The sequence below is a fragment of the Streptomyces sp. NPDC002133 genome, from assembly GCF_040296405.1.
Taxonomy (GTDB): domain Bacteria; phylum Actinomycetota; class Actinomycetes; order Streptomycetales; family Streptomycetaceae; genus Streptomyces.
This window is the reverse complement of record NZ_JBEOXF010000002.1, coordinates 125,047-146,947: the sequence shown is the minus strand read 5'-3', so window position 1 is coordinate 146,947 and position 21,901 is coordinate 125,047. Positions and strand designations below refer to the sequence as shown.

General features: G+C 70.7%; 22 protein-coding genes. 12 read left to right on the top strand and 10 right to left on the bottom strand.

From position 1 onward, the window contains the following. Positions 1-143: 143 nt before the first annotated feature. The 6 genes from ABT078_RS03050 to ABT078_RS03025 form a co-directional block, all read right to left on the bottom strand. On the bottom strand, positions 144-548 hold the full coding sequence (locus ABT078_RS03050; RefSeq protein WP_351223187.1) for a hypothetical protein: 405 nt from the start codon (positions 546-548) through the stop codon (positions 144-146). 58 nt (positions 549-606) lie between these two features. Further along, positions 607-2,307, bottom strand: coding sequence for a coenzyme B12-dependent isobutyryl-CoA mutase large subunit (gene icmA / locus ABT078_RS03045; protein WP_351223185.1), 1,701 nt, complete (start codon positions 2,305-2,307; stop codon positions 607-609). A 73-nt stretch (positions 2,308-2,380) separates the two neighbouring features. Continuing rightward, the gene (locus ABT078_RS03040) at positions 2,381-2,713 is read right to left on the bottom strand and encodes a DUF3817 domain-containing protein (protein WP_351223183.1); all 333 of its coding nucleotides are present in this window, start codon (positions 2,711-2,713) and stop codon (positions 2,381-2,383) included. A gap of 87 nt (positions 2,714-2,800) precedes the next feature. After that, a complete protein-coding gene (locus ABT078_RS03035) occupies positions 2,801-3,310 on the bottom strand; it encodes a MarR family winged helix-turn-helix transcriptional regulator (RefSeq protein WP_351223181.1) in 510 nt (169 codons plus the stop codon). Positions 3,311-3,514: 204 nt separating this feature from the next. Then, positions 3,515-3,808 (bottom strand): MTH1187 family thiamine-binding protein, encoded by a 294-nt coding sequence (locus tag ABT078_RS03030; RefSeq protein ID WP_351223179.1) that lies wholly within the window; start codon positions 3,806-3,808, stop codon positions 3,515-3,517. Continuing rightward, positions 3,805-4,149 (bottom strand): DUF3817 domain-containing protein, encoded by a 345-nt coding sequence (locus ABT078_RS03025; protein ID WP_351223177.1) that lies wholly within the window; start codon positions 4,147-4,149, stop codon positions 3,805-3,807. Before ABT078_RS03025 ends, ABT078_RS03030 begins: the two co-directional genes overlap by 4 nt. A 179-nt stretch (positions 4,150-4,328) precedes the next feature. Between ABT078_RS03025 and ABT078_RS03020 the strand changes: the two genes are divergently transcribed. The 4 genes from ABT078_RS03020 (at position 4,329) to ABT078_RS03005 (ending at position 7,008) form a co-directional block, all read left to right on the top strand. Beyond that, positions 4,329-4,961, top strand: a complete 633-nt coding sequence (locus tag ABT078_RS03020) for an AIM24 family protein (protein WP_351223721.1) — start codon at positions 4,329-4,331, stop codon at positions 4,959-4,961. Position 4,962: 1 nt separating this feature from the next. Further along, the gene (locus ABT078_RS03015; protein ID WP_351223175.1) at positions 4,963-5,613 is read left to right on the top strand and encodes an AIM24 family protein; all 651 of its coding nucleotides are present in this window, start codon (positions 4,963-4,965) and stop codon (positions 5,611-5,613) included. Beyond that, a complete protein-coding gene (locus ABT078_RS03010) occupies positions 5,610-6,395 on the top strand; it encodes an AIM24 family protein (RefSeq protein WP_351223173.1) in 786 nt (261 codons plus the stop codon). Before ABT078_RS03015 ends, ABT078_RS03010 begins: the two co-directional genes overlap by 4 nt. Positions 6,396-6,531: 136 nt before the next feature. Further along, positions 6,532-7,008, top strand: a complete 477-nt coding sequence (locus ABT078_RS03005; protein WP_351223171.1) for a MarR family winged helix-turn-helix transcriptional regulator — start codon at positions 6,532-6,534, stop codon at positions 7,006-7,008. A gap of 694 nt (positions 7,009-7,702) precedes the next feature. Here ABT078_RS03005 and meaB read toward each other — a convergent pair. Beyond that, positions 7,703-8,656: a methylmalonyl Co-A mutase-associated GTPase MeaB gene (meaB, locus tag ABT078_RS03000; protein WP_351223169.1), complete on the bottom strand. Its 954-nt coding sequence runs from the start codon at positions 8,654-8,656 to the stop codon at positions 7,703-7,705. A gap of 26 nt (positions 8,657-8,682) precedes the next feature. After that, positions 8,683-9,885: an acetyl-CoA C-acetyltransferase gene (locus ABT078_RS02995; RefSeq protein WP_351223167.1), complete on the bottom strand. Its 1,203-nt coding sequence runs from the start codon at positions 9,883-9,885 to the stop codon at positions 8,683-8,685. A 147-nt stretch (positions 9,886-10,032) separates the two neighbouring features. Between ABT078_RS02995 and mce the strand changes: the two genes are divergently transcribed. The 7 genes from mce to ABT078_RS02960 all read left to right on the top strand — a co-directional run bounded on the left by mce (position 10,033) and on the right by ABT078_RS02960 (position 19,677). Next, on the top strand, positions 10,033-10,473 hold the full coding sequence (mce, locus tag ABT078_RS02990) for a methylmalonyl-CoA epimerase (RefSeq protein WP_351223165.1): 441 nt from the start codon (positions 10,033-10,035) through the stop codon (positions 10,471-10,473). 166 nt (positions 10,474-10,639) lie between these two features. Beyond that, complete coding sequence (scy, locus tag ABT078_RS02985; RefSeq protein ID WP_351223163.1) at positions 10,640-14,581, top strand: polarized growth protein Scy; 3,942 nt, start codon at positions 10,640-10,642, stop codon at positions 14,579-14,581. 114 nt (positions 14,582-14,695) lie between these two features. Beyond that, positions 14,696-15,634 (top strand): coiled-coil domain-containing protein, encoded by a 939-nt coding sequence (locus ABT078_RS02980; RefSeq protein WP_351223161.1) that lies wholly within the window; start codon positions 14,696-14,698, stop codon positions 15,632-15,634. A 223-nt stretch (positions 15,635-15,857) separates the two neighbouring features. Continuing rightward, the gene (locus ABT078_RS02975) at positions 15,858-16,814 is read left to right on the top strand and encodes an ABC transporter ATP-binding protein (RefSeq protein WP_351223159.1); all 957 of its coding nucleotides are present in this window, start codon (positions 15,858-15,860) and stop codon (positions 16,812-16,814) included. 3 nt (positions 16,815-16,817) lie between these two features. Beyond that, complete coding sequence (locus ABT078_RS02970; protein ID WP_351223157.1) at positions 16,818-17,597, top strand: ABC transporter permease; 780 nt, start codon at positions 16,818-16,820, stop codon at positions 17,595-17,597. A 119-nt stretch (positions 17,598-17,716) separates the two neighbouring features. Then, on the top strand, positions 17,717-18,853 hold the full coding sequence (locus tag ABT078_RS02965; protein ID WP_351223155.1) for an ABC transporter ATP-binding protein: 1,137 nt from the start codon (positions 17,717-17,719) through the stop codon (positions 18,851-18,853). Continuing rightward, the gene (locus ABT078_RS02960; protein ID WP_351223153.1) at positions 18,850-19,677 is read left to right on the top strand and encodes an ABC transporter permease; all 828 of its coding nucleotides are present in this window, start codon (positions 18,850-18,852) and stop codon (positions 19,675-19,677) included. The genes ABT078_RS02965 and ABT078_RS02960 overlap by 4 nt, the downstream gene beginning before the upstream one ends. A gap of 46 nt (positions 19,678-19,723) precedes the next feature. Here ABT078_RS02960 and ABT078_RS02955 read toward each other — a convergent pair whose 3' ends face one another. Beyond that, a complete protein-coding gene (locus ABT078_RS02955; protein ID WP_351223151.1) occupies positions 19,724-20,080 on the bottom strand; it encodes an Rv1322 family protein in 357 nt (118 codons plus the stop codon). A gap of 217 nt (positions 20,081-20,297) precedes the next feature. Here ABT078_RS02955 and ABT078_RS02950 point away from each other — a divergent pair, with 217 nt between their 5' ends. After that, complete coding sequence (locus tag ABT078_RS02950; protein WP_351223149.1) at positions 20,298-21,329, top strand: LLM class flavin-dependent oxidoreductase; 1,032 nt, start codon at positions 20,298-20,300, stop codon at positions 21,327-21,329. 128 nt (positions 21,330-21,457) lie between these two features. On the opposite strand, the gene ABT078_RS02945 is transcribed toward ABT078_RS02950, so the two are convergent. Next, the gene (locus ABT078_RS02945) at positions 21,458-21,850 is read right to left on the bottom strand and encodes an SCO5389 family protein (RefSeq protein WP_351223147.1); all 393 of its coding nucleotides are present in this window, start codon (positions 21,848-21,850) and stop codon (positions 21,458-21,460) included. Positions 21,851-21,901 lie beyond the last annotated feature (51 nt).

The window sequence follows — 21,901 nt, the reverse complement described above, 5'->3', positions numbered from 1 at the left end:
GCGTCGCTGCAGCCGCGCGGCAGGGGTGCCGGCGCCCGGCACCGCCCGGTGGGCCCGAGCGTCCGTCCGCGAACGCAGGACGGGCTTGCCGGTCAACCGACGGACGGCCCGGAGGCCGAGCGGCGGACAGGTTCGACTTCGCCTCAGCGGGAGGCGGGTTCAGCGGGCTTCGGCTTGCCCGGCCAGGTCACCTTGGGAAGCTTCTCCGCCTCCTCCGGCGGCAGCAGCCCGGCTCCGATGAGCGCGGCGCGGGCCGCCATCCGTCCGGCCGTCTTGAAGCCGTACTCCGACGAGTCCACTTCGTGGTGGCGGCCGTCGGTGAGCCTCACGCGGGCGGCCACACCGTCGAGGCCCTCCCGCAGGCCGGCCCGGATCGCCGGAACGTACTCCGCCGCCAGCAGCTCCTCGGGCACCGTGTTCACGAACTCCGGCTCACCGCTCTCCCCGGGCGGCTCGAAGTCCGCGGTGAGGCGCGCGAAGGGCCCGCAGGCGCCGACGCACTGGATGCGGACGCGTACGTCACGCACGGGAACGGGAAGACCGGCCATCCCGCCACCGTAGGGCTGGGAGGCCGGTCCTTCCACCGGGTTTCGGGTGGACGCCGGGTCAGAAGCCCGGCGGCTCCGTGTAGGTACCCCACTCGTCCCGCAGCGCGCCGCAGATCTCGCCGAGCGTCGCCTCGGCACGCACCGCGTCGAGCATCGGCTCGATCATGTTGGAACCGTCGCGGGCCGCTGCCAGCATCGCGTCCAGCGAGGCCCGTACGCGCGCGTCGTCGCGCCGCGACTTGCGCTCGCCGAGGATGCGGACCTGCTCCCACTCCACCTCGTGGCTGACGCGGAGGATCTCCAGGTCGCCGGTGACCGAGCCGTGGTGGACATTGACACCGACGACCCGCTTGTCGCCCTTCTCCAGCGACTGCTGGTAGCGGAACGCCGACTCGGCGATCTCGCCGGTGAACCAGCCGTCCTCGATGCCGCGCAGAATGCCGGACGTCATCGGCCCGATGGGGTGCTGCCCGTCGGGGTGGGCGCGCAGCCCGCGCTCCTTGATCTGGTCGAAGATCTTCTCGGCGTCGGCCTCGATGCGGTCGGTGAGCTGCTCGATGTACCAGGAACCGCCCAGCGGGTCGGCCACGTTGGCGACGCCGGTCTCCTCCATGAGCACCTGCTGCGTGCGCAGGGCGATCTCGGCGGCCTGCTCGGACGGCAGGGCGAGGGTCTCGTCCAGAGCGTTGGTGTGCAGCGAGTTGGTGCCGCCGAGCACGGCCGCGAGGGCCTCCACGGCGGTCCGTACGACGTTGTTGTACGGCTGCTGGGCCGTCAGCGAGACCCCGGCGGTCTGGGTGTGGAAGCGCAGCCACTGCGCCTTGTCGGTCTTCGCGCCGTACACGTCCTTCATCCAGCGCGCCCAGATGCGGCGGGCCGCACGGAACTTGGCGATCTCCTCGAAGAAGTCGACGTGCGCGTCGAAGAAGAAGGAGAGACCGGGTGCGAAGACATCGACGTCCAGGCCCCGGCTCAGGCCGAGTTCGACGTATCCGAAGCCGTCAGCGAGCGTGTACGCCAGCTCCTGCGCGGCCGTCGCGCCCGCCTCGCGGATGTGGTAGCCGGAGACGGAGAGCGGCTTGTACGCGGGGATGGAGCGGGCGCAGTGCTCCATCAGGTCGCCGATCAGGCGCAGATGGGGCTCGGGCTGGAAGAGCCACTCCTTCTGCGCGATGTACTCCTTGAAGATGTCCGTCTGCAGCGTGCCGTTGAGCACGCCCGGGTCGATGCCCTGCCGCTCGGCGGCGACGAGGTACATGCAGAAGACCGGGACAGCCGGTCCGCTGATGGTCATGGAGGTGGTGACGTCGCCGAGCGGGATGCCCTTGAAGAGGACGTCCATGTCGGCGGCGGAGTCGATGGCGACACCGCAGTGGCCGACCTCGCCGAGCGAGCGCGGCTCGTCGGAGTCGCGGCCCATCAGTGTCGGCATGTCGAAGGCGACACTGAGCCCGCCGCCGCCGGCGGCCAGGATCATCTTGTACCGCTCGTTGGTCTGCTCGGCGTTGCCGAAGCCGGCGAACTGGCGGATGGTCCAGGTGCGGCCGCGGTAGCCCGTCGGGTACAGGCCGCGCGTGAACGGATACTCACCGGGCCAGCCGATCCGCTCGAAGCCCCCGTAGGTGTCGCCGGGCCTGGGCCCGTAGACCGGCTCGACCGGATCACCGGAGAGCGTGGTGAAGTCGGCGTTCCGCTTCTTTGCGGTGTCGTACCGGGCCTGCCAGCGACGGCGGCCCTCCTCGATGGCGTCAGCGTCCATACCTTCGAATTTACTAGGACGTCCTAGTAAATGTCGATGGCAAACCGCCGTACGTACCCGTACGGCGGTGGATTCATGCCTTGGCGACCGCCGGAACCTGCCCGCTGACCAGCGGCTCGACCGTACGTGTGACCTTGCGCTCCACGAGGAAAGCCGCGAAGGGGATCGTCCCGGAGAGCAGCACCCACAGCAGCTTGCCGAACGACCACTTGGCCTTGGAGCCCAGATCGAAGGCGAAGATCAGGTAGATGATGTAGAGGATGCCGTGGGCCTGGGAGACCGCGAAGGTGACGTCCTCGCCCATGTCGAAGCCGTACTTGAACACCATGCAGGTGCACAGCACGAGCAGCATCACGGCGGTGACATAGGCCATCACCCGGTAGCGGGTCAGCACGCTCTTCTTCATGCCGACGAGGTTAACCATCCGGTTTGGGCGATCTTCCGGCGGGTCGGGAGACGTGGGTCACGTCAGCCCGGGCCGCGCCGCACCGGGTCACTTCTCGTCGAAGTCGTGCGCGGCGATGCGCAGGGGCCGCAGCAGCGCGAAGATCTCCCCGCACTCCTCGGAGTCGTACGCCCCGAGCCCGAAGTCCATCTCCATCAGATCGCGGGTGGCCGCCTCGACGACCTCGCGGCCCTTCTCGGTGATCGACGCCAGGGTCCCGCGTCCGTCGTTCGGGTTGGGGCGCTTGGCGACCAGGCCGGACCTCACCAAGCGGTCCACCGTGTTCGTCACGGACGTCGGATGCACCATCAGGCGCTCGCCGATCTTGGACATCGGCAGCTCACCGGCCTTGGAGAAGGTGAGCAGCACCAGCGCCTCGTACCGCGCGAAGGTCAGTCCGTACGGCTTGACGACGGCGTCGACCTCGGCGAGCAGGATCTGTTGCGCCCGCATGATCGAGGTGATCGCGGACATCGAGGGCACGGGGCCCCAACGCTGCCGCCAGAGCTCGTCGGCTCGGGCGATGGGGTCGAAGGGAAGGCTGAGCGGCTTCGGCACGGCACCGACCTTACCCACTGGTCATATACCGGTCAGCCCCGTCTCGAACTTCGGTCCGACGGGAGACGAGGACCCTGCGGAAGTCAGCGGCGGACCGTGCGCCGCAGCCGGTGCCGCACGGCTCGCTGCGCGACCGGTCCCAGCTCGATCAAGCATGACGAAAGAGCCCCCGGCCACGGGCCAGGGGCTCTCCGGTGCTGCGGCTCAGGCGGACAGATGGCGCTCCACCGTCTCGACCTTGCTGGTCAGCCCGTCCGTGACGCCGGGCCTGATGTCCGCCTTCAGGACGAGGGAGACGCGCGGCGCGCGGGCCTCGACGGCGGCGACTGCGCGCTTGACGACGTCCATGACCTCGTCCCACTCGCCCTCCACGGAGGTGAACATGGCGTCCGTGCGATTGGGCAGCCCGGACTCGCGGACGACGCGCACGGCGTCGGCGACGTACTCGCCGACGTCCTCGCCGACGCCCAGCGGGGTGACGGAGAAGGCGACGATCACGCGCTCACCGTGCCCTCGCGGCGGGCGCGGGCGGCGATGACCGCGTCCTCGGCGGCGCGCTTGAGCTTGCGCTCGGCGACGAAGCCGCCGAAGGGCAGCACGGACAGGACCAAGTAGAGCGCGGCCGTCCCGAACGTCCACTTCGTACGGTTCCAGGCGTCCAGCCAGAAGATCACGTACAGGACGAAGAGCACGCCGTGGATCGCGCCCATGACCGGGACGGCGTTGAACTCCGTCGTGCGCTTGAGGACCGAGCAGACGAGCAGCACGAGGAACGACACGGCCTCCGGCGCGGAGACGAGTCGGAGGCGGTGGAGGGAGGAGGCGGTCTTGATGTCCACGAAAGGCACCTTCGGTGGAGGGGCTGGCGGTCTTGTGAACGCACGCACAAGCGCTGCCATTGTGGCACCGCGCTTGCCCTGGTCTTTACCCGGGTGGCTTCGGGGTCGGGTCAGGGTCGGGATCGTTCCGAGGGGCCTGTCCCAAAACGTCCCCCGCCCAGTACCGTCACCCCGTGGCAATGTTCCGACTTCAAGGCAGCAAGGTGCTCGCCGTCGACATGACCGGGGACACCGTCAAGGCGAAGAACGGGTCGATGGTCGCGTACGACGGCCAGATGGCGTTCAAGAAACTGTCCGGCGGCGGTGAGGGCATCCGGGGCATGGTGACCCGCCGCCTCACCGGCGAACAGATGACCATGATGGAGGTGAAGGGCCAGGGCACGTGCTACTTCGCCGACCGCGCGTCCGAGATCAACCTCGTCTCGCTGCACGGCGACAAGCTGTACGTCGAGTCGAGCAATCTCCTGTGCACGGACGGCGGGCTGCGCACGGGCACCAGCTTCACCGGCCTGCGCGGCGGCGCGACCGGCAACGGACTGTTCACGACGACCCTCGAGGGCACGGGCCAGGCGGCGATCATGTCGGACGGGCCTGCCGTGGTGCTGCGCGTCACCCCCCAGTACCCGCTCGCGGTCGACCCCGGCGCGTACATCGCGCACCAGGGCAACGTCCAGCAGAGCTTCCAGTCCGGTGTGACCTTCCGCACGCTGCTCGGCGAGGGCGGCGGTGAGGCGTTCCAGATCCGGTTCGAGGGCGACGGGCTCGTGTACGTACAGCCGAGCGAGCGCAACACGATCGCAGGGGACGTGTGACATGCCCTTCCGTGAGATCAACTCGAAGGTGGTCGAGGCGACGGTCGTCCCCGGCCAGAAGATGTACAGCCAGCGCGGCGCGATGCTCGCGTACAAGGGCGAGGTGTCCTTCACGCCGAACATGGCGGGCGGCCAGGGCGGCCTGATGTCGATGATCGGCCGGCGCGTGGCCGACGAGGCGACCCCGCTGATGACGGTCGAGGGCAGCGGCACGGTGATGTTCGGCCACGGCGGCCACCACATCCAGGTGATCAATCTGACCGGCGACACCCTCTGCGTCGAGGCCGACCGGCTGCTCGCCTTCGACGGCACGCTGCAGCAGGGCACGATGTTCATGGGCTCGCAGGGCGGGGTCATGGGCATGGTGCGCGGCCAGGTCACCGGCCAGGGCCTGTTCACCACGACGCTGAAGGGGCACGGCGCGGTCGCGGTCATGGCGCACGGCGGGGTGATCGAGCTGCCGATCACTCCCGGCCGGCCGGTCCATGTCGACCCGCAGGCGTACGTCGCGCACCACGGCGACGTGCGGAACAAGCTCTCCACCGCGCTGGGCTGGCGCGACATGGTGGGGCGCGGCTCGGGCGAGGCGTTCCAGCTGGAGCTGAGCGGCAGTGGTGCGGTGTACGTCCAGGCGTCGGAGGAGAAGCTGTGAGCACGCCGGTGATTTTCGACCCGATGACCCTGCCGAGCGACGACAACGTCAACGCCTACACCTTCTGCGTGGAGCTCAAGGGCTCCCAGTGGTTCCTGCAGAAGGGCAAGATGATCGCCTACTACGGCCGGATCGAGTTCAACGGCATCGGGCACGGCCGCCTCGACCGGCTGATGCGTACGAGCTTCCACTCGCCGCTGCACGCGAGCGACTGGGTGGTGGCCGAGGGCAGCGGCAAGATGCTGCTCGCCGACCGGGCGTTCGACGTGAACTCGTACGACCTGGAGGACGGCAATCTGACGATCCGGTCAGGGAACCTGCTGGCGTACCAGCCGTCGCTGGCGCTGAAGCAGTCGATCGTGCCGGGCTTTCTGACGCTGATCGGCACGGGCAAGTTCGTGGCGGCGTCGAACGGTCCGGTGGTCTTCATGGAGCCGCCGATCCGGGTGGACCCGCAGGCGCTGGTCGGCTGGGCGGACTGCCCGTCGCCGTGCCACCACTACGACCACGGCTACATGAGCGGCGTCATGGGCGGCCTGCGACAGCTCGCGGGGATCGGCGGGGCATCGGGCGAGGAGCACCAGTTCGAGTTCGTGGGCGCGGGGACGGTACTCCTCCAGTCCACGGAGACGCTCATGCCCGAGCAGGCGACGGGCACCGTCCCGCACGCGGACGGAGTGCCGGGCGGGGGTCACGGAGGTCACGCGACACCCGGTCAGCACGGGTCCTCCCCGCGCCTTCCCGGCCAGCTTGGGGACCTCCAGCGTCGCTTCGGGCTGTGAGCGGTAGTCTGCGGAGTGTGACGTCGAACGTCTGCGCCCTTGCGTGGGGGACCATGGAGACCGTGGGCGCAAGGACGCCGGGCGTCACACCCGATGACTTCGTCCGTCTTTCAACTTCTTAGGGTAGTATCCATATATGGAGACCGAGACGGCCACGCGCTGGCTGAGCGATACGGAGCAGTGCGCCTGGCGCACGTATCTGGACGTCAACAGGTTGTTGACGTACCAGATGGAGAAGGACCTGCAACCGTTCGGCCTGACCATGAACGACTACGAGATCCTCGTGAATCTCTCGGAGTCCGCGGACCGGCGCATGCGCATGAGCGACCTGGCCGCGGCCACACTGCAGTCGAAGAGCCGGCTCTCCCACCAGATCACCCGCATGGAGAACGCGGGCCTGGTCCGCAGGGAGAACTGCGAGTCGGACCGCCGTGGGTTGTACGCCGTCCTGACCGACCACGGCATTCACACGATGCAGAAGGTCGCGCCGCACCACGTCGAGTCCGTGCGCCAGCACTTCATCGGCCTGCTGTCGCCGGAGGCGCTTGCGGATCTGAGCGAGGCCCTCAAGCCGGTGGCCGACCATTTGCGCGGGCGGCGCGGCAAGGTCTGACGGGGAGCCTCCATCGCCCCCGCGCCCCGGCTCCGGGGCATGGGGGCACCCCCTGCCGACGGCTGGGCCGGTGTGTCCGCCCTCGAACTCCCCCAGAGCCTCCCCTGGGAGGAGCCATGGCGGACTGGGTGCGACGGGGTCACCCGTGCCGGATCGGTTGCCGTCCCGGAGCCGCTCCTGGGCTCGTATCCGGGACGGCATCATGTACGGCGCGCGCAACCCGGTACCCCACAGTCACCGGTGGCGCCGCGCGCTGAATCACGCTTCAGTGCCCCGAACACCACCCCTGTGCGTCCGCCGGCTGCGGTTGTCGGTGAGGGCCGACCCGGTGGGCGTGGTCCTGCCACCACCGGCCTGCAGCCGGGAACGGACCGGGGCGGGGCCGTGCAGGGTCGCCCCCGCGGAAATCGGGCGGTGGTGCCGGACGGCGCCGTACCCACCGATTCCGACGAGGCGAGCCCGGAGGGGCCCCGACCCCACCCACCGACAGCAGCCGCATCAAGCCCGTCCGGGGGTCCCCCACGCCGCAGGGCACAGGGAGAGCTCGAGGACGGACACCCCGGGCGCCCACCAGGTACCAACACCGGACAGCCCCAGCCGGATTTACCCGGTGCCGGCCGGGCACACCAGGACCCGGCGGACCCGGACCCGGGGCTGGGGCTGGGGCTGGGGCTGGGGCTGGACGCCGGCGGGGTCAGGAAGTGAGGCCCGCCACCAGTTCGTCCGCCGCCGCGTACGGGTCGAGTTCGCCCGCCACGATGCGGGCCGCCAGCGCGCCCAGGCGGCGGTCGCCGCGCAGGTCGCCGATCCGCTCGCGCAGGGCGGTGACCGCGATCGTCTCGACCTCGTGCGCGGCCCGCCGGGTGCGCCTCTCCGCGAGGACGCCGTGTTCCTCCATCCACGCCCGGTGCTTCTCCAGGGCCTCGACGACCTCGTCGATGCCCTCGCTCCGCGCCGCGACCGTCTTCACGATCGGCGGCCGCCAGTCACCCGGCGCACGGGACTCGCCGAGCCCGAGCATGTGGTTGAGCTCGCGCGCGGTCGCGTCGGCGCCGTCGCGGTCCGCCTTGTTGACGACGTACACGTCGCCGATCTCCAGGATGCCCGCCTTCGCGGCCTGGATGCCGTCGCCCATGCCGGGCGCGAGCAGCACCACCGACGTGTCGGCCTCGGAGGCGATCTCGACCTCCGACTGGCCCACGCCGACCGTCTCCACCAGCACCACGTCGCAGCCGGCCGCGTCCAGGACGCGGATGGCCTGGGGCGCGGCCCAGGCGAGGCCGCCGAGATGGCCGCGGGTGGCCATCGACCGGATGTAGACGCCGGGGTCGGACGCGTGCTCCGACATCCGCACCCGGTCGCCCAGCAGCGCCCCGCCCGAGAAGGGCGAGGACGGGTCGACGGCCAGGACGCCGACCCGCTTCCCTGCCCGCCGGTAGGCCGTCACCAGCGCGGACGTGGACGTCGACTTGCCGACACCCGGCGAACCGGTCAGCCCCACCACGTACGCGCCGCCGGTCAGCGGCGCGAGTGCCGCCATGACCTCTCGGAGCTGCGGGGACGCCCCCTCGACGAGTGAGATCAGCCGGGCCACGGCCCGCGGCCGGCCCTCTCGCGCCTGGGCGACCAGCTGGGCGACGTCCACCATCGTGCGTGCTCCGTTCTCGACAGGACTTACTTGGCCGCTACGCGGACGATCAGCGCGTCACCCTGACCGCCACCGCCGCACAGCGCCGCCGCGCCGATCCCGCCGCCGCGCCGCTTCAGCTCCAGCGCCAGGTGCAGGACGAGCCGCGCGCCGGACATGCCGATGGGGTGCCCCAGGGCAATCGCGCCACCGTTGACGTTCACCTTTTCGGGGGATACCCCGAGGTCCTTCATTGACTGCACGGCAACCGCGGCGAACGCCTCGTTGATCTCGATCAGGTCGAGGTCGGAGACCTCGAGGCCCTCCTTCTTGAGGGCGTGCGCGATCGCGTTGGACGGCTGGGACTGGAGCGAGTTGTCCGGGCCCGCCACATTGCCGTGCGCGCCGATCTCGGCGATCCACTCGAGGCCGAGTTCCTCGGCCTTGGCCTTGCTCATCACGACGACCGCGGCGGCACCGTCGGAGATCTGCGACGACGTACCGGCCGTGATCGTGCCGTCCTTCGCGAAGGCCGGGCGCAGCTTGCCGAGCGACTCGACCGTCGTCTCGGCGCGGATGCCCTCGTCCTTGCTGAAGACGACCGGCTCGCCCTTGCGCTGCGGGATCTCGACGGGCGTGATCTCGGCCTCGAAGAGGCCGTTCTTCTGTGCGGCGGCGGCGCGCTGGTGCGACAGGGCGGCGATCTCGTCCTGCTCGGGCCGGGCGATACCGAGGCGGGTGTTGTGCTTCTCGGTCGACTCGCCCATGGCGATGCCCTCGAAGGCGTCGGTGAGGCCGTCGTACGCCATCGCGTCGAGCATCTCGATCGCGCCGTACTTGAAGCCCTCGCGCGACTTCGGCAGCAGGTGCGGCGCGTTCGTCATGGACTCCTGGCCACCTGCGACGATCACGTCGAACTCACCCGCACGGATGAGCTGGTCCGCCAGGGCGATCGCGTCGAGGCCGGAGAGACACACCTTGTTGACGGTCAGCGCGGGCACGCTCATGGGGATGCCGGCCTTGACCGCGGCCTGGCGGGCCGGGATCTGCCCCGCCCCGGCCTGGAGCACCTGGCCCATGATCACGTACTGCACCTGGTCACCGCCGATCCCGGCGCGGTCCAGCGCGGCCTTGATCGCGAAGCCGCCCAGGTCGGCCCCCGAGAAGGACTTCAGCGAGCCGAGCAGCCGCCCCATGGGGGTACGGGCACCGGCAACGATCACGGAGGTGGTGCTGTTCGTTCCAGACATGAGAGGGGATCCCCTTCCAGCACGGCGGCTGAGGAGTGAACGAGGGTTTACTTGAACTGTACTGAGCGGTTCGTGTCCGGGTCATCGGGCAGCCGGTGTGACGGCGCGCACGTTGCGTAACCATCGCCCGGGCGCTGCACTGGAGCCATGCTGACGCGAATCGACCACATCGGGATCGCCTGCTTCGACCTCGACACGACTGTCGAGTTCTACCGGGCCACGTACGGCTTCGAGGTGTTCCACACCGAGGTCAACGAGGAGCAGGGCGTCCGCGAGGCCATGCTCAAGATCAATGAGACCTCGGACGGCGGCGCCTCGTACCTCCAGCTCCTGGAGCCCACCCGCGAGGACTCCGCGGTCGGGAAGTGGCTGGCCAAGAACGGTGAGGGTGTGCACCACATCGCCTTCGGCACAGCCGACGTCGACGGCGATGCGCAGTCCGTCCGCGACAAGGGCGTACGGGTCCTCTACGACGAGCCGCGCATCGGTTCGATGGGCTCGCGGATCACGTTCCTGCACCCCAAGGACTGCCACGGTGTGCTCACGGAACTCGTCACGTCCGCCGACCCGTCCTCGGCGGAGCACTGACCTCCGGATTCCTGGCCCGGTAGAGTGGGCGGCTCCGGGCCGGGGCCGGAACGGGGCCGCGCCACGTCCTCGACTGTGATCTGACACCATTCCCCGGGGGGCCCGTTCCCGGCGAACGGTGCTCGACTGTAGAGACTTGCGACCAGGGGACGGATGGGACCGCGCAGTGCGGGGCTACGAACGCCAGGAGAGCCACCGAGCTGACGACGACCACCTCTCGCGGTTCGAAGCCGAGATGGACCGGCTGAAGACCGAGCGGGAGAAGGCCGTCCAGCACGCCGAGGACCTCGGATACCAGGTCGAGGTGTTGCGCGCCAAGCTCCACGAGGCGCGCCGCGCTCTCGCGTCCCGTCCCGCGTACGACAGCGCCGACATCGGCTACCAGGCCGAGCAGATGCTGCGTAACGCCCAGACCCAGGCCGACCAGCTCCGCTCGGACGCCGAGCGGGAGTTGCGCGAGGCCCGCGCGCAGACGCAGCGCATCCTCCAGGAGCATGCGGAGCACCAGGCCCGCCTCCAGGCCGAGCTGCACGCCGAGGCCAACCAGCGCCGCCAGCGCCTCGACCAGGAACTCGCCGAGCGCCGCCAGACCGTCGAGGCGCACGTCAACGAGAACGTGGCCTGGGCCGAGCAGCTCCGGGCCCGCACCGAGTCCCAGGCCCGCCGGCTCCTCGACGAGTCGCGCACCGAGGCCGGGCAGGCGCTGGCCGCGGCACGCGCCGAGGCCACCCGCGTCGCCGAGGAGACCCGCCAGCGGCTCGGCTCCGAGGCCGAGTCGGCCCGCGCCGAAGCCGAAGCGACCCTGCTGCGCGCCCGCAAGGACGCCGAGCGGCTGCTGAACGCCGCGTCGACGCAGGCCCACGAGGCCACCACCCACGCCGAGCAGCTGCGCTCCACGACCAGCGCCGAGTCCGACCAGGCCCGCCAGCAGGCGTCGGAACTCAGCCGCGCCGCCGAGCAGCGGCTCCAGGAGGCCGAGGAGAAGCTGCGCGAGGCTCGCGCGGAGGCCGAGAAGGTCGTCACCGAGGCCAAGGACGCCGCGAACAAGACGCTCACGACCGCCGAGTCGGCCAACGAGCAGCGCACCCGCACCGCCAGGTCGGAGATCGCCCGGCTGGTCGGCGAGGCCACGAAGGAGTCCGAGTCCCTCAAGGCCGAGGCCGAGCAGGCGCTCGCGGACGCCCGCGCCGAGGCGGAGAAGGTCCTCGCGGAGGCCGCCGAGAAGGCCCGCACGATCGCCGCCGAGGACTCCGCGGCGCAGCTCGCGAAGGCCGCCCGCACCGCCGAGGAGGTCCTCAACAAGGCCTCCGACGAGGCCAAGGCCACCACGCGCAAGGCCACCGAGGAGGCCGAGCGGATCCGCCACGAGGCCGAGACCGAGGCGGACCGGCTGCGCGCCGAGGCCCATGACACGGCCGAGGAGCTCAAGGGCGCCGCGAAGGACGACACCAAGGAGTACCGGGCCAAGACGGTCGACCTGCAGGAGGAGGCGCGCCGGCTGCGCGGCGAGGCCGAGCAGCTGCGCTCCGAGGCCGTCGGCGAGGGCGAGCGGATCCGCAGCGAGGCGCGCCGCGAGGCCGTCCAGCAGATCGAGGAGGCGGCCAGGACCGCCGAGGAGCTGCTGACCAAGGCGAAGGCCGACGCGGACGACGTCCGTTCAGGCGCCACCGCGGACGGCGAGCGGGTCCGTACGGAGGCGATCGAGCGGGCGACGACGCTGCGCCGGCAGGCCGAGGAGACGCTGGAGCGCACGCGCGCCGAGGCGGACCGGCTGCGCGCCGAGGCCGAGGAGCAGGCCGATCACACCCGTGCCGAGGCGGAGTCCGCGGCACGTGAGACGCGCGAGGAAGCGGCGCGCGCCGCCGTCGCCCGCCGCCGGGAGGCCGACGAGGAGCTGACCCGGCTGCACACGGAGGCGGAGACCCGGGTCGTCTCCGCCGAGCAGGCGCTGTCCGAGGCCCGCACGGAGAGCGAGCGGCTCCGGAGGGAGACCGCGGAGGAGACCGAACGGCTGCGCAGCGAGGCCGCCGAGCGGATCCGTACGCTCCAGGCTCAGGCCGAGCAGGAGGCCCAGCGGCTGCGCGACGAGGCGGCCGCGGACTCTTCGGCCTCGCGTGCCGAGGGCGAAGCCGTCGCCGTACGGCTGCAGACCGAGGCCGCCACCGAGGCGGAGCGGCTGAGGACCGAGGCGCAGGAGAGCGCGGACCGGGTCCGCGGCGAGGCCGCGGCCGCCGCCGAGCGCGTCGGCCAGGAGGCCACCGAGGCGCTGGCCGCCGCGCAGGAGGAGGCGAACCGGCGTCGCCGCGAGGCCGAGGAGATCCTCACCTCTGCCCGTACGGAGGCGGACCAGGAGCGCGAGCGGGCCCGCGAGCAGAGCGAGGAACTGCTGGCCTCCGCCCGCAAGCGGGTCGAGGAGGCGCAGGCCGAGGCGCAGCGCCTGGTCGAGGAGGCGGACCGGCGGGCCACCGAGATGGTGTCGGCCGCCGAGCAGACCGCCCAGCAGGTGCGCGACTCCGTGTCTGGCCTCCAGGAGCAGGCCGAGCAGGAGATCGCCGGGCTGCGCAGCGCCGCCGAGCACGCCGCGGAGCGTACGAGGACCGAGGCGCAGGAGGAGGCGGACCGGGTCCGAGCCGACGCCTACGCGGAGCGGGAGCGCTCCACCGAGGACGCGAACCGGATCCGGGCCCGCGCCGACGAGGAGTCGGAGGCCGCCAGGTCGCTGGCCGAGCGGACCATGAACGAGGCCATCGAGGAGTCGGATCGGCTGCGTTCGGACACCGCGGAGTACGTCCAGCGGATGCGTACGGAGGCGTCGGACTCGGTCGCCTCCGCGGAGCAGGACGCGGCGCGGACCCGTGCGGAGGCCCGCGAGGACGCCAACCGCATCCGCTCCGAAGCAGCGGCGCAGGCCGACCGGCTCACGACCGAGGCGGCGGAGCTGCTGTCGGAGACCGAGCAGGACGCGGCGCGGCTGCGCACCGAGGCCGAGCAGGTCAAGATGGACGGCGAGGCGGAGGCCGAGGGCCTGCGTGCGGCCGCCCGCTCCGACGCCGAGCAGATGCTGGACGAGGCCCGGCAGGCCGCCGACAAGCGCCGTGGCGACGCGGCCGAGCAGGCCGACCAGCTCATCGCGGAGGGGACCGCCGAGGCCGAGCGGATCCGTGCCGAGGCGGCCGAGACCGTCGGCTCCGCCCAGCAGGCCGCGGAGCGCATCCGGGCCGAGGCGGAGCGGGTGCGCGCCGACGCCGAGAGCGCGGCGGAGCAGATGCGCGCCGAGGCCCGGGACGAGGCGGACCGTACGCTCGACGCGGCCCGTGGGGACGCGGCGAAGAGGCGTGCGGACGCCGCCGGGCAGGCGGACCAGCTCATGGCCAAGGCCCAGGAGGAGGCGCTGCGCGCCACCACCGAGGCCGAGGAGCAGGCCGACACGATGGTGGGCGCAGCCCGCAAGGAGGCCGAGCGGCTGGTCGCCGAGGCGACCGTCGAGGGCAACTCCCTGGTGGAGAAGGCCCGCACGGACGCCGACGAACTGCTGGTGGGGGCGCGCAGCGACGCGACCGCCATCCGGGAGCGCGCGGAGGAGCTGCGCGCCCGTGTCGAGAGCGAGATCGAGGTGCTGCACGAGCGGGCCCGCCGGGAGTCCGCCGAGCAGATGAAGGCCGCGGGCGAACGCTGCGACCAGCTGATCAAGGCCGCGAACGAACAGCAGGCCGAGGCCGACGCGAAGGCGAAGGAGCTCGTGTCCGACGCCAATTCGGAGGCCGGCAAGGTGCGGATCGCCGCGGTGAAGAAGGCCGAGGCGCTCCTCAAGGAGGCCGAGCAGAAGAAGGCCGAGCTGACCCGCGCCGCCGAGCAGGTGAAGGCGGAGGCGGACCGCGAGGCCGACCGCATGATCGCGGACGGCAAGCGGGAGCTCGATGTGCTCGTGCGCAGACGCGAGGACATCCAGGCGGAGATCTCCCGTGTCCAGGACGTGCTGGAGGCGTTGGAGTCGTTCGAGGCGCCCACCGGCAAGGGCGGAGCCGGGGGCGGCTCCGGCGCGGGCGGGGTCAAGGCGGGCGCGGCAGCAGGGATTACACGTTCGAGTAGCAAGCCTTCCGAGGGCTAGCCACTCAAAAGGCTGGACATTCTCCATATCAAACGGGCATCCGCTCGATGACACGCCGCTTCGGCGCCTAGGATTCCCCCTAACACCTCACCGGTCTCATTCGACAGGAACCCCATGAGCGACACTTCCTCCCCCTTCGGCTTCGAGCTCGTGCGGCGTGGGTACGACCGCGGTCAGGTGGATGACCGCATTACCAAACTCGTCGCCGATCGTGACAGTGCTCTTGCACGGATCAACTCTCTGGAAAAGCGCATCGAGGAGCTCCATCTCGAGACGCAGAATGCCCAGGCCCAGGTCAACGACGCGGAGCCGTCGTACGCCGGACTCGGTGCACGTGTCGAGAAGATCCTCCGCCTCGCCGAGGAGGAGGCGAAGGACCTGCGCGAGGAGGCCCGTCGCGCCGCCGAGCAGCACCGCGAGCTCGCCGAGTCGGCGGCCCAGCAGGTGCGCAACGACGCGGAGGCGTTCGCTTCCGAGCGCAAGCAGAAGGCCGAGGACGAGGGCGTCCGGATCGTCGATAAGGCCCAGAGCGAGGCGAACTCCCTGCGCGCCGACGCGCAGAAGGACGCGCAGTCGAAGCGCGAGGAGGCGGACGCGCTCTTCGAGGAGACCCGCGCGAAGGCCGCGCAGGCGGCGGCCGACTTCGAGACGAACCTGGCCAAGCGCCGCGAGCAGTCCGAGCGTGACCTGGCGTCGCGTCAGGCGAAGGCCGAGAAGCGGCTGGCGGAGATCGAGCACCGCGCGGAGCAGCTGCGCCTGGAGGCGGAGAAGCTGCGCACGGACGCGGAGCGCCGCGCGCGCCAGACGGTGGAGACCGCGCAGCGTCAGGCCGAGGACATCGTCGCGGACGCGAACGCGAAGGCGGACCGGATCCGCTCGGAATCGGAGCGCGAGCTGGCGGCGCTGACGAACCGTCGCGACTCGATCAACGCGCAGCTGACCAACGTCCGCGAGATGCTCGCGACGCTGACGGGTGCGGCGGTCGCCGCCGCGGGTTCGCCCGCGGACGACGAGCCGATCTCGCGGGGCGTGCCGGCCCAGCAGACCCGCTAGTCGCCTTCCCGCGCAGGCGGTACGCGTCGCCCGTGCCCGGTGCCTTCACGGCGCCGGGCACGGGCGTTTGCGTTCGCGGGTGCCGTTGCCGGTGTCTGCGGCTGCCGTTGCCCGTGCGTGCCCGTCGTACGGACCCGTCGGCACACCAGCGGTGTCCGCCGTCATCAGCACCTGGTAACCGAAAGCGGTGGCGGCGGACACCCCCCGCCCGTAGCGTGAACGCATGATCGAGCTCGAGGGTCTCACCAAGCGCTTCGGCGCCAAGGTCGCGGTCGACCACCTCTCGTTCCAGGTGCGCCCCGGCGTCGTGACCGGCTTCCTCGGGCCCAACGGCGCGGGCAAGTCGACGACCATGCGGATGATGCTGGACCTGGACAATCCCACCAGCGGCACGGTCCGGATCGACGGCAAGCACTACCGGGACCTCAGTGAACCGCTCAAGTACATCGGCGCGCTGCTGGACGCCAAGGCGATGCACGGCGGCCGCAGTGCGTACAACAACCTGCTCTGCCTCGCGCAGGCGAACCGGATTCCGGAGCGGCGGGTCGCCGAGGTCCTCGATCTCGTCGGACTGACGCCGGTCGCGAAGAAGAAGTCCAAGAGTTTCTCGCTCGGCATGGGGCAGCGGCTGGGAATCGCTTCCGCGCTGCTCGGAGATCCTCGGGTGCTGCTCTTCGACGAGCCGGTCAACGGTCTCGACCCCGAGGGAATTCACTGGATCCGCAATCTGATGAAACTGCTCGCGTCCGAGGGGCGGACGATCTTCGTCTCCTCGCATCTGATGAGTGAAATGGCCCTCACCGCCGAGCACTTGATCGTGATCGGCCAGGGCAAGCTCCTGGCGGATACGTCGATGGCCGATTTCATCCACCAGAACTCACGCAGTTATGTGCGGCTCCGCTCCCCGCAGCAGGAGCGGCTGCGCGATGTCCTCCACAAGGAGGGTCTGACCGCTGTCGAGTCGGGCAACGGCACCCTGGAGATCGACGGCGCCACCACCGAGCAGATCGGTGAGCTGGCCGCCGAGCACCGCGTCGTGCTGCATGAACTGAGCGCCCAGCGAGCCTCGCTGGAGGAGGCCTTCATGCAGATGACGGCGGGCGCGGTCGAGTACCACGCGCACTCCACCGACACCGGAACGACCGCCCCGCAGTGGGCCCCGCGCAACGAGGGAGCCTGACCCATGGCATCGGTACCCGCCGTCCTCCAGTCCGAGTGGACCAAGATCCGTACGGTCTCCTCCACCACCTGGACCCTCGTGAGCGCGTTCGTCGTGACGGTCGCCCTCAGTGCAGCGCTCTGCGCACTGATGTCCGCGACCTTCGACGATCTGCCGGAACCGGAGCGGGCCACCTTCGACCCGACGCTGATCAGCTTCTCCGGCATGGTGCTGGGCCAGCTCGCGATGGTCGTCTTCGGCGTGCTCGTGGTCGGCACGGAGTACAGCTCCGGAATGATCCGTACGTCGCTGGCGGCCGTACCGCAGCGCGCCACGTTCCTCTTCAGCAAGATCGCGGTCGCCGGACTGCTGGCGCTGGTGGTGGGGATGGCGACGAGCTTCCTCTCCTTCTTCCTCGGACAGGCCCTGCTCGGCGATTACGGCACGACCATCGGCGAGGAGAACGTCCTGCGCGCCGTGATCGGCGCCGGGCTCTACATGGGCCTGATCGCGATCTTCTCGATGGGCGTCGCGGCGATGCTGCGCAGCTCGATGCTGTCGCTCGGCATCCTGATGCCGTTCTTCTTCCTGGTCTCGCAGATCCTGTCGGCCGTGCCCTACGCGAAGGACGTCGCCCGGTACTTCCCGGACCAGGCCGGAGCGAAGATCATGCAGGTGGTCCCGGACGCCATGAACAGCGACCCGGCGCCGTACGGCCCGTGGGGCGGCCTCGGCATCATGCTGATCTGGGTGGCTGTGGCGCTGCTCGGCGGTTACGCGGTCATCAAGAAGCGAGACGCATGACGCATTCGCTCGTCTTGGCCGGAACCGTCAAGGGCTGGATATCCTCCTAACTCTTACGGGGGCGTGCGGTCCTGTTCGGTCCGTGCCCCGACGACCTGACCTGTCGATGGGGCTGGAGAATGATCGAGGCAGTCGGCCTGACGAAGCGCTACGGCGCCAAGACGGCCGTGGACAACCTTTCCTTCCATGTGCGGCCCGGTGCCGTCACCGGCTTCCTCGGACCCAACGGCTCCGGCAAGTCGACGACCATGCGCATGATCCTCGGCCTCGACCAGCCGACTTCCGGACATGTCACGGTCGGCGGTCACCCGTTCCGGCAGCTGCCGAACGCACCCCGGCAGGTGGGCGCGCTGCTGGACGCCAAGGCCGTGCACGGCGGGCGGAGCGCGCGAAACCACCTGCTGTCGCTCGCACAGCTCTCCGGCATCCCGGCCCGCCGGGTGGACGAGGTGCTCGGTGTCGTGGGGCTGCAGGACGTCGCGAAGCGCCGCTCCAGCGGCTTCTCGCTGGGCATGGGGCAGCGGCTCGGCATCGCCGCCGCGCTGCTCGGCGACCCGAAGGTGCTGCTCTTCGACGAGCCGGTCAACGGTCTCGACCCCGAGGGCATCCTGTGGGTGCGCAATCTGATGAAGTCGCTGGCGGCCGAGGGCCGTACGGTCTTCGTGTCCTCGCATCTGATGAGCGAGATGGCGCTCACCGCGGACCGTCTGATCGTGATCGGGCGGGGCCGGCTGCTCGCCGACATGAGCGTCAAGGACTTCATCGCGGCCAACTCGGCCGGCTTCGCCCGGGTGCGTACGCCGCAGCCCGATCCCCAGCAGCGGGAGAAGCTCACGGCCGTCCTCACCGAGGCGGGCGGGCAGGTCATGCCGGAGCAGGACGGGGCACTGCGGGTGACCGGTCTCACTCTGCCCCGGATCAGTGATCTGGCTCATGAGGCCGATGTCCGGCTCTGGGAGCTGTCGCCGCACCAGGCCTCGCTCGAGGAGGCGTACATGCGAATGACGCAGGGCGCCGTTGACTACCGCTCGACGGACGACCAGAAGTCCGGGCTGATGCAGGAACCGCCGGTGGGGTACGCCCCGCCGCTGCAGCATGCCGTCATCCCCGACGTGCCGCAGCAGGGCTGGTACGCCCCGCCGCCGCCCGCGCAGCCCCACTCGGCCGGGCCCGTGGCGGCCACGGTCCGGTCCGCGCCCGCAGCGCCCGCACCCGCGCCCGCAGACGACCCGAACGAGCCCGAGGACGCCCGATGACCGCCCCCACCTCCTACGAGCAGCCGGACGCCGCCTACGCCTCGCCGATCCCGGTGCGCAGGGCCCACCTGGGTGACGCCCTCGCCTCCGAGTGGACCAAGATCCGTTCCGTGCGCTCCACGATGTGGACGCTCGGCGTCATGATCGTGCTCATGGTCGGCATCGGTTCGGCCATCGCCGCGATCGTCGCGGCCTCCGGTGTCGACACACAGGGTGAGTCGGCTCTCACCCTCGGCTTCTTCGGTGTGCTCCTCGGATCGATCTGTGTCATCACCCTCGGCGTGCTGACGATCGCTTCCGAGTACGGCACGGGCATGATCCGTACGACGCTGACGGCGTGCCCGAGCCGCGCCAGGGTCCTGACCGCCAAGGCGATCGTCTTCTTCGTGCTGGTCTTCACGATCACCACGGTGACCGCCACGCTCGTCGCCGCCCTCCAGACGGCACTCGTGGACGCCTCTCCCGCGTCGGGCTCGGACTGGCTGCGCGCGACCGTCGGCATCGGACTGTTCCTCGCCCTGCTCGGGCTGCTGGCGCTCGCCGTCGGGGCGATGATCCGTCACTCGGCCGGCGCGATCACGATCATGATCGGGCTGATGCTGCTGCCGCTGGTGGCCGCCATGTTCATGTTCTCCGAGTCGCTGGCGGGGCTCCAGGAAGCCCTGCTGGAGTACTCGATCCCGAGCGAGATCATCGCTCTCTACGGCGAATCCGCGACGGGCACGAGCGGCCCCTCGGGCTGGGAGCCCCTGCTGATCATGCTCGGGGTGACGGCGGTCGCGATGGGCGGCGCGTACCTCACGCTCCACCAGCGCGACGTCTGAGCGACGGCCGGCGCTGTCCGAGCGGCGCCTGAGCGACTGATCCGGCTCAGTACCTGGGCGCGTTACGGGACCGCTGCACCCGCGAGGTGCGGCGGTCCTTCGCGTTCCAGCACGCCTTGTGCCAGTGGCGCCGGTCGTCGACGCCGCCGTGCTCCGGCCAGGCCACCACATGTGGCATACCGGACGCGATCTCCTGGTCGCAGCCCGGGCAGCGGTAGCGCTTGCCGACGGAGCTCGCCCCGGCGACATGGCGTACCGCCCAGTCCTCGCCCTGCCAGCTCTCGGTCCGCTGCACGCCTCCGTAGCGGTCGCCCGCCCCCAGAGCTTCGCCTGGGAGGGACCCCCGGCTCGCGCGATCGGTCGGCTTCTCGCCGCCACGGGGGCGGTTGCGGCGCGGGGACACGTGACACCTCACGGGGCGGCGGACCGGACAGATTCCCCTCAAGCCTACGGGCCCCGGTCGTGGGTAGGCGTCCTGCACCCGGCGGTACTCCGGCACCCACAGGGGCCAGTTACCGGAAAATCGCAACAACTTCTCGCGCGGCCGTGCCTTTGGCACGTGTCAGACGTTGTTGCCTGTGTGGGGGAGTGCCGCGTCGGCCGCAAGGAGGCAGAAGACGATGCGCGTTGGAGCTTTTGTACTGGCGGCCCAGTTCCCGGGCCAGGGCCAGGGGGAGGCGCTGCACCGGGCGGTGCGGTCCGCCGAGGCCGCGGAGGCGGCCGGACTCGACTCGGTCTGGCTGGCCGAGCACCACTTCGTACCGTATGGGGTGTGCCCGTCGGCCGTGACCCTTGCCGCGCTTCTGCTCGGTCGCACCGAGCGGATCCGGGTGGGCACAGCGGTGAGCGTCCTGCCGACCGCCCATCCCGTCGCACTCGGCGAGCAGGCGGCGCTGCTGCATCTCACCTCCGGAGGGCGGTTCTCCCTCGGGGTGGGCCGTGGCGGGCCATGGGTCGATCTGGAGGTCTTCGGCTCCGGGCTCGCGGCGTACGAGAAGGGGTTCCCCGAATCGCTGGACCTGCTGCTGCGGTGGCTGCGCGAACCCCGGGTGTCGGCCGAGGGCGAACGCTTCCGATTCCGTGAAGTCGCCGTCGTACCAAGGGCGGACGAGCTGCTCGACGGAAGTGCCGAGGGCCCGGAGGTCATCGTGGCCTGCACGTCCCCCGCGAGCGTCAGGCTCGCCGCCGAGCGCGGGCTGCCGATGCTCCTCGGTATGCACTGCGGCGACGAGGACAAGGCGGAGATGGTCGCGCTGTGGCGCAGGCACGCGCTCGGCGCGGGCCACCCGCCGGACCTCGTCGCGGGTGCCGGGCATGTGTCGGCCGGTGTGGCCCAGATCGCCGACGGCCGCGCGGAGGCCGAGGAGACCCTGGTCAAGGCGATGCCGGGCTGGCTGAAGAAGGGCCTCGACGCCCATGTCACGGTCGACGGACGCCTGCGCTCGATGCGCGACCCCGTGGCGTACACGGAGCTGCTGTGCGGGCTGCATCCGGTGGGCCCGCCCCGGCTGGCGGCCGACCGGCTCGCGGCGACCTCGGAGCGTACGGGCATCACGCGCTTCGCGCTGCTCGTCGAGGGCTCCGGCGATCTGGCCGCGACGGAGGAGAATGTCCGGCGGCTGGGCGCCGAGGTGCTGCCGCAGCTGTTCTGAGCGTGCGGGCCGCACGTCTCGTACGGCCCGCACCCCCCGCGCCGGCCCGTCGTTCCGGCGAAGGCTGCCGCCCCGGCATCCGTGCTCAAGTGGATGGTTCCGGTGATGCGGAGCGGCAGCAAAAGACATCAGCAGTCGCGCAGTTCGGGCGACTGATTGAGCAGCTGGGCCCGTACGGAAGTGAAGCGGGCGAGCCGCTCGTCCACCGAGGGGTCCAGCGGGAACACCGCGACGCGGTGGCAGTTCTGGAATGCGAGCCGTACACCGAAGTGCCGCTGCAGGGCCCCCCGGATGGCGTCACTCGCGAGCGCGCGCAACAGCTGACCACGTGCCTGCTCGTCCGGCGGCGGCGTCTGGTTGTCGGCGAAGTCCCCGCCGTCCACCTTCAGCTGAGCCACCAGAGAACTGATCATCTCCCATGCGTAGGGCAGGGAGGTCCGGACGCAGTCGACGAATTCAGCTTCGTCGACCTCGCCTCGCTCGGCCTGTTCCAACAGCGCCGGTGAGACGTCGAGCGACATGGGTTCTCCTCTCGCGACCCCGGGGAGACCGGGGCCTTACGGGCAGGGAAA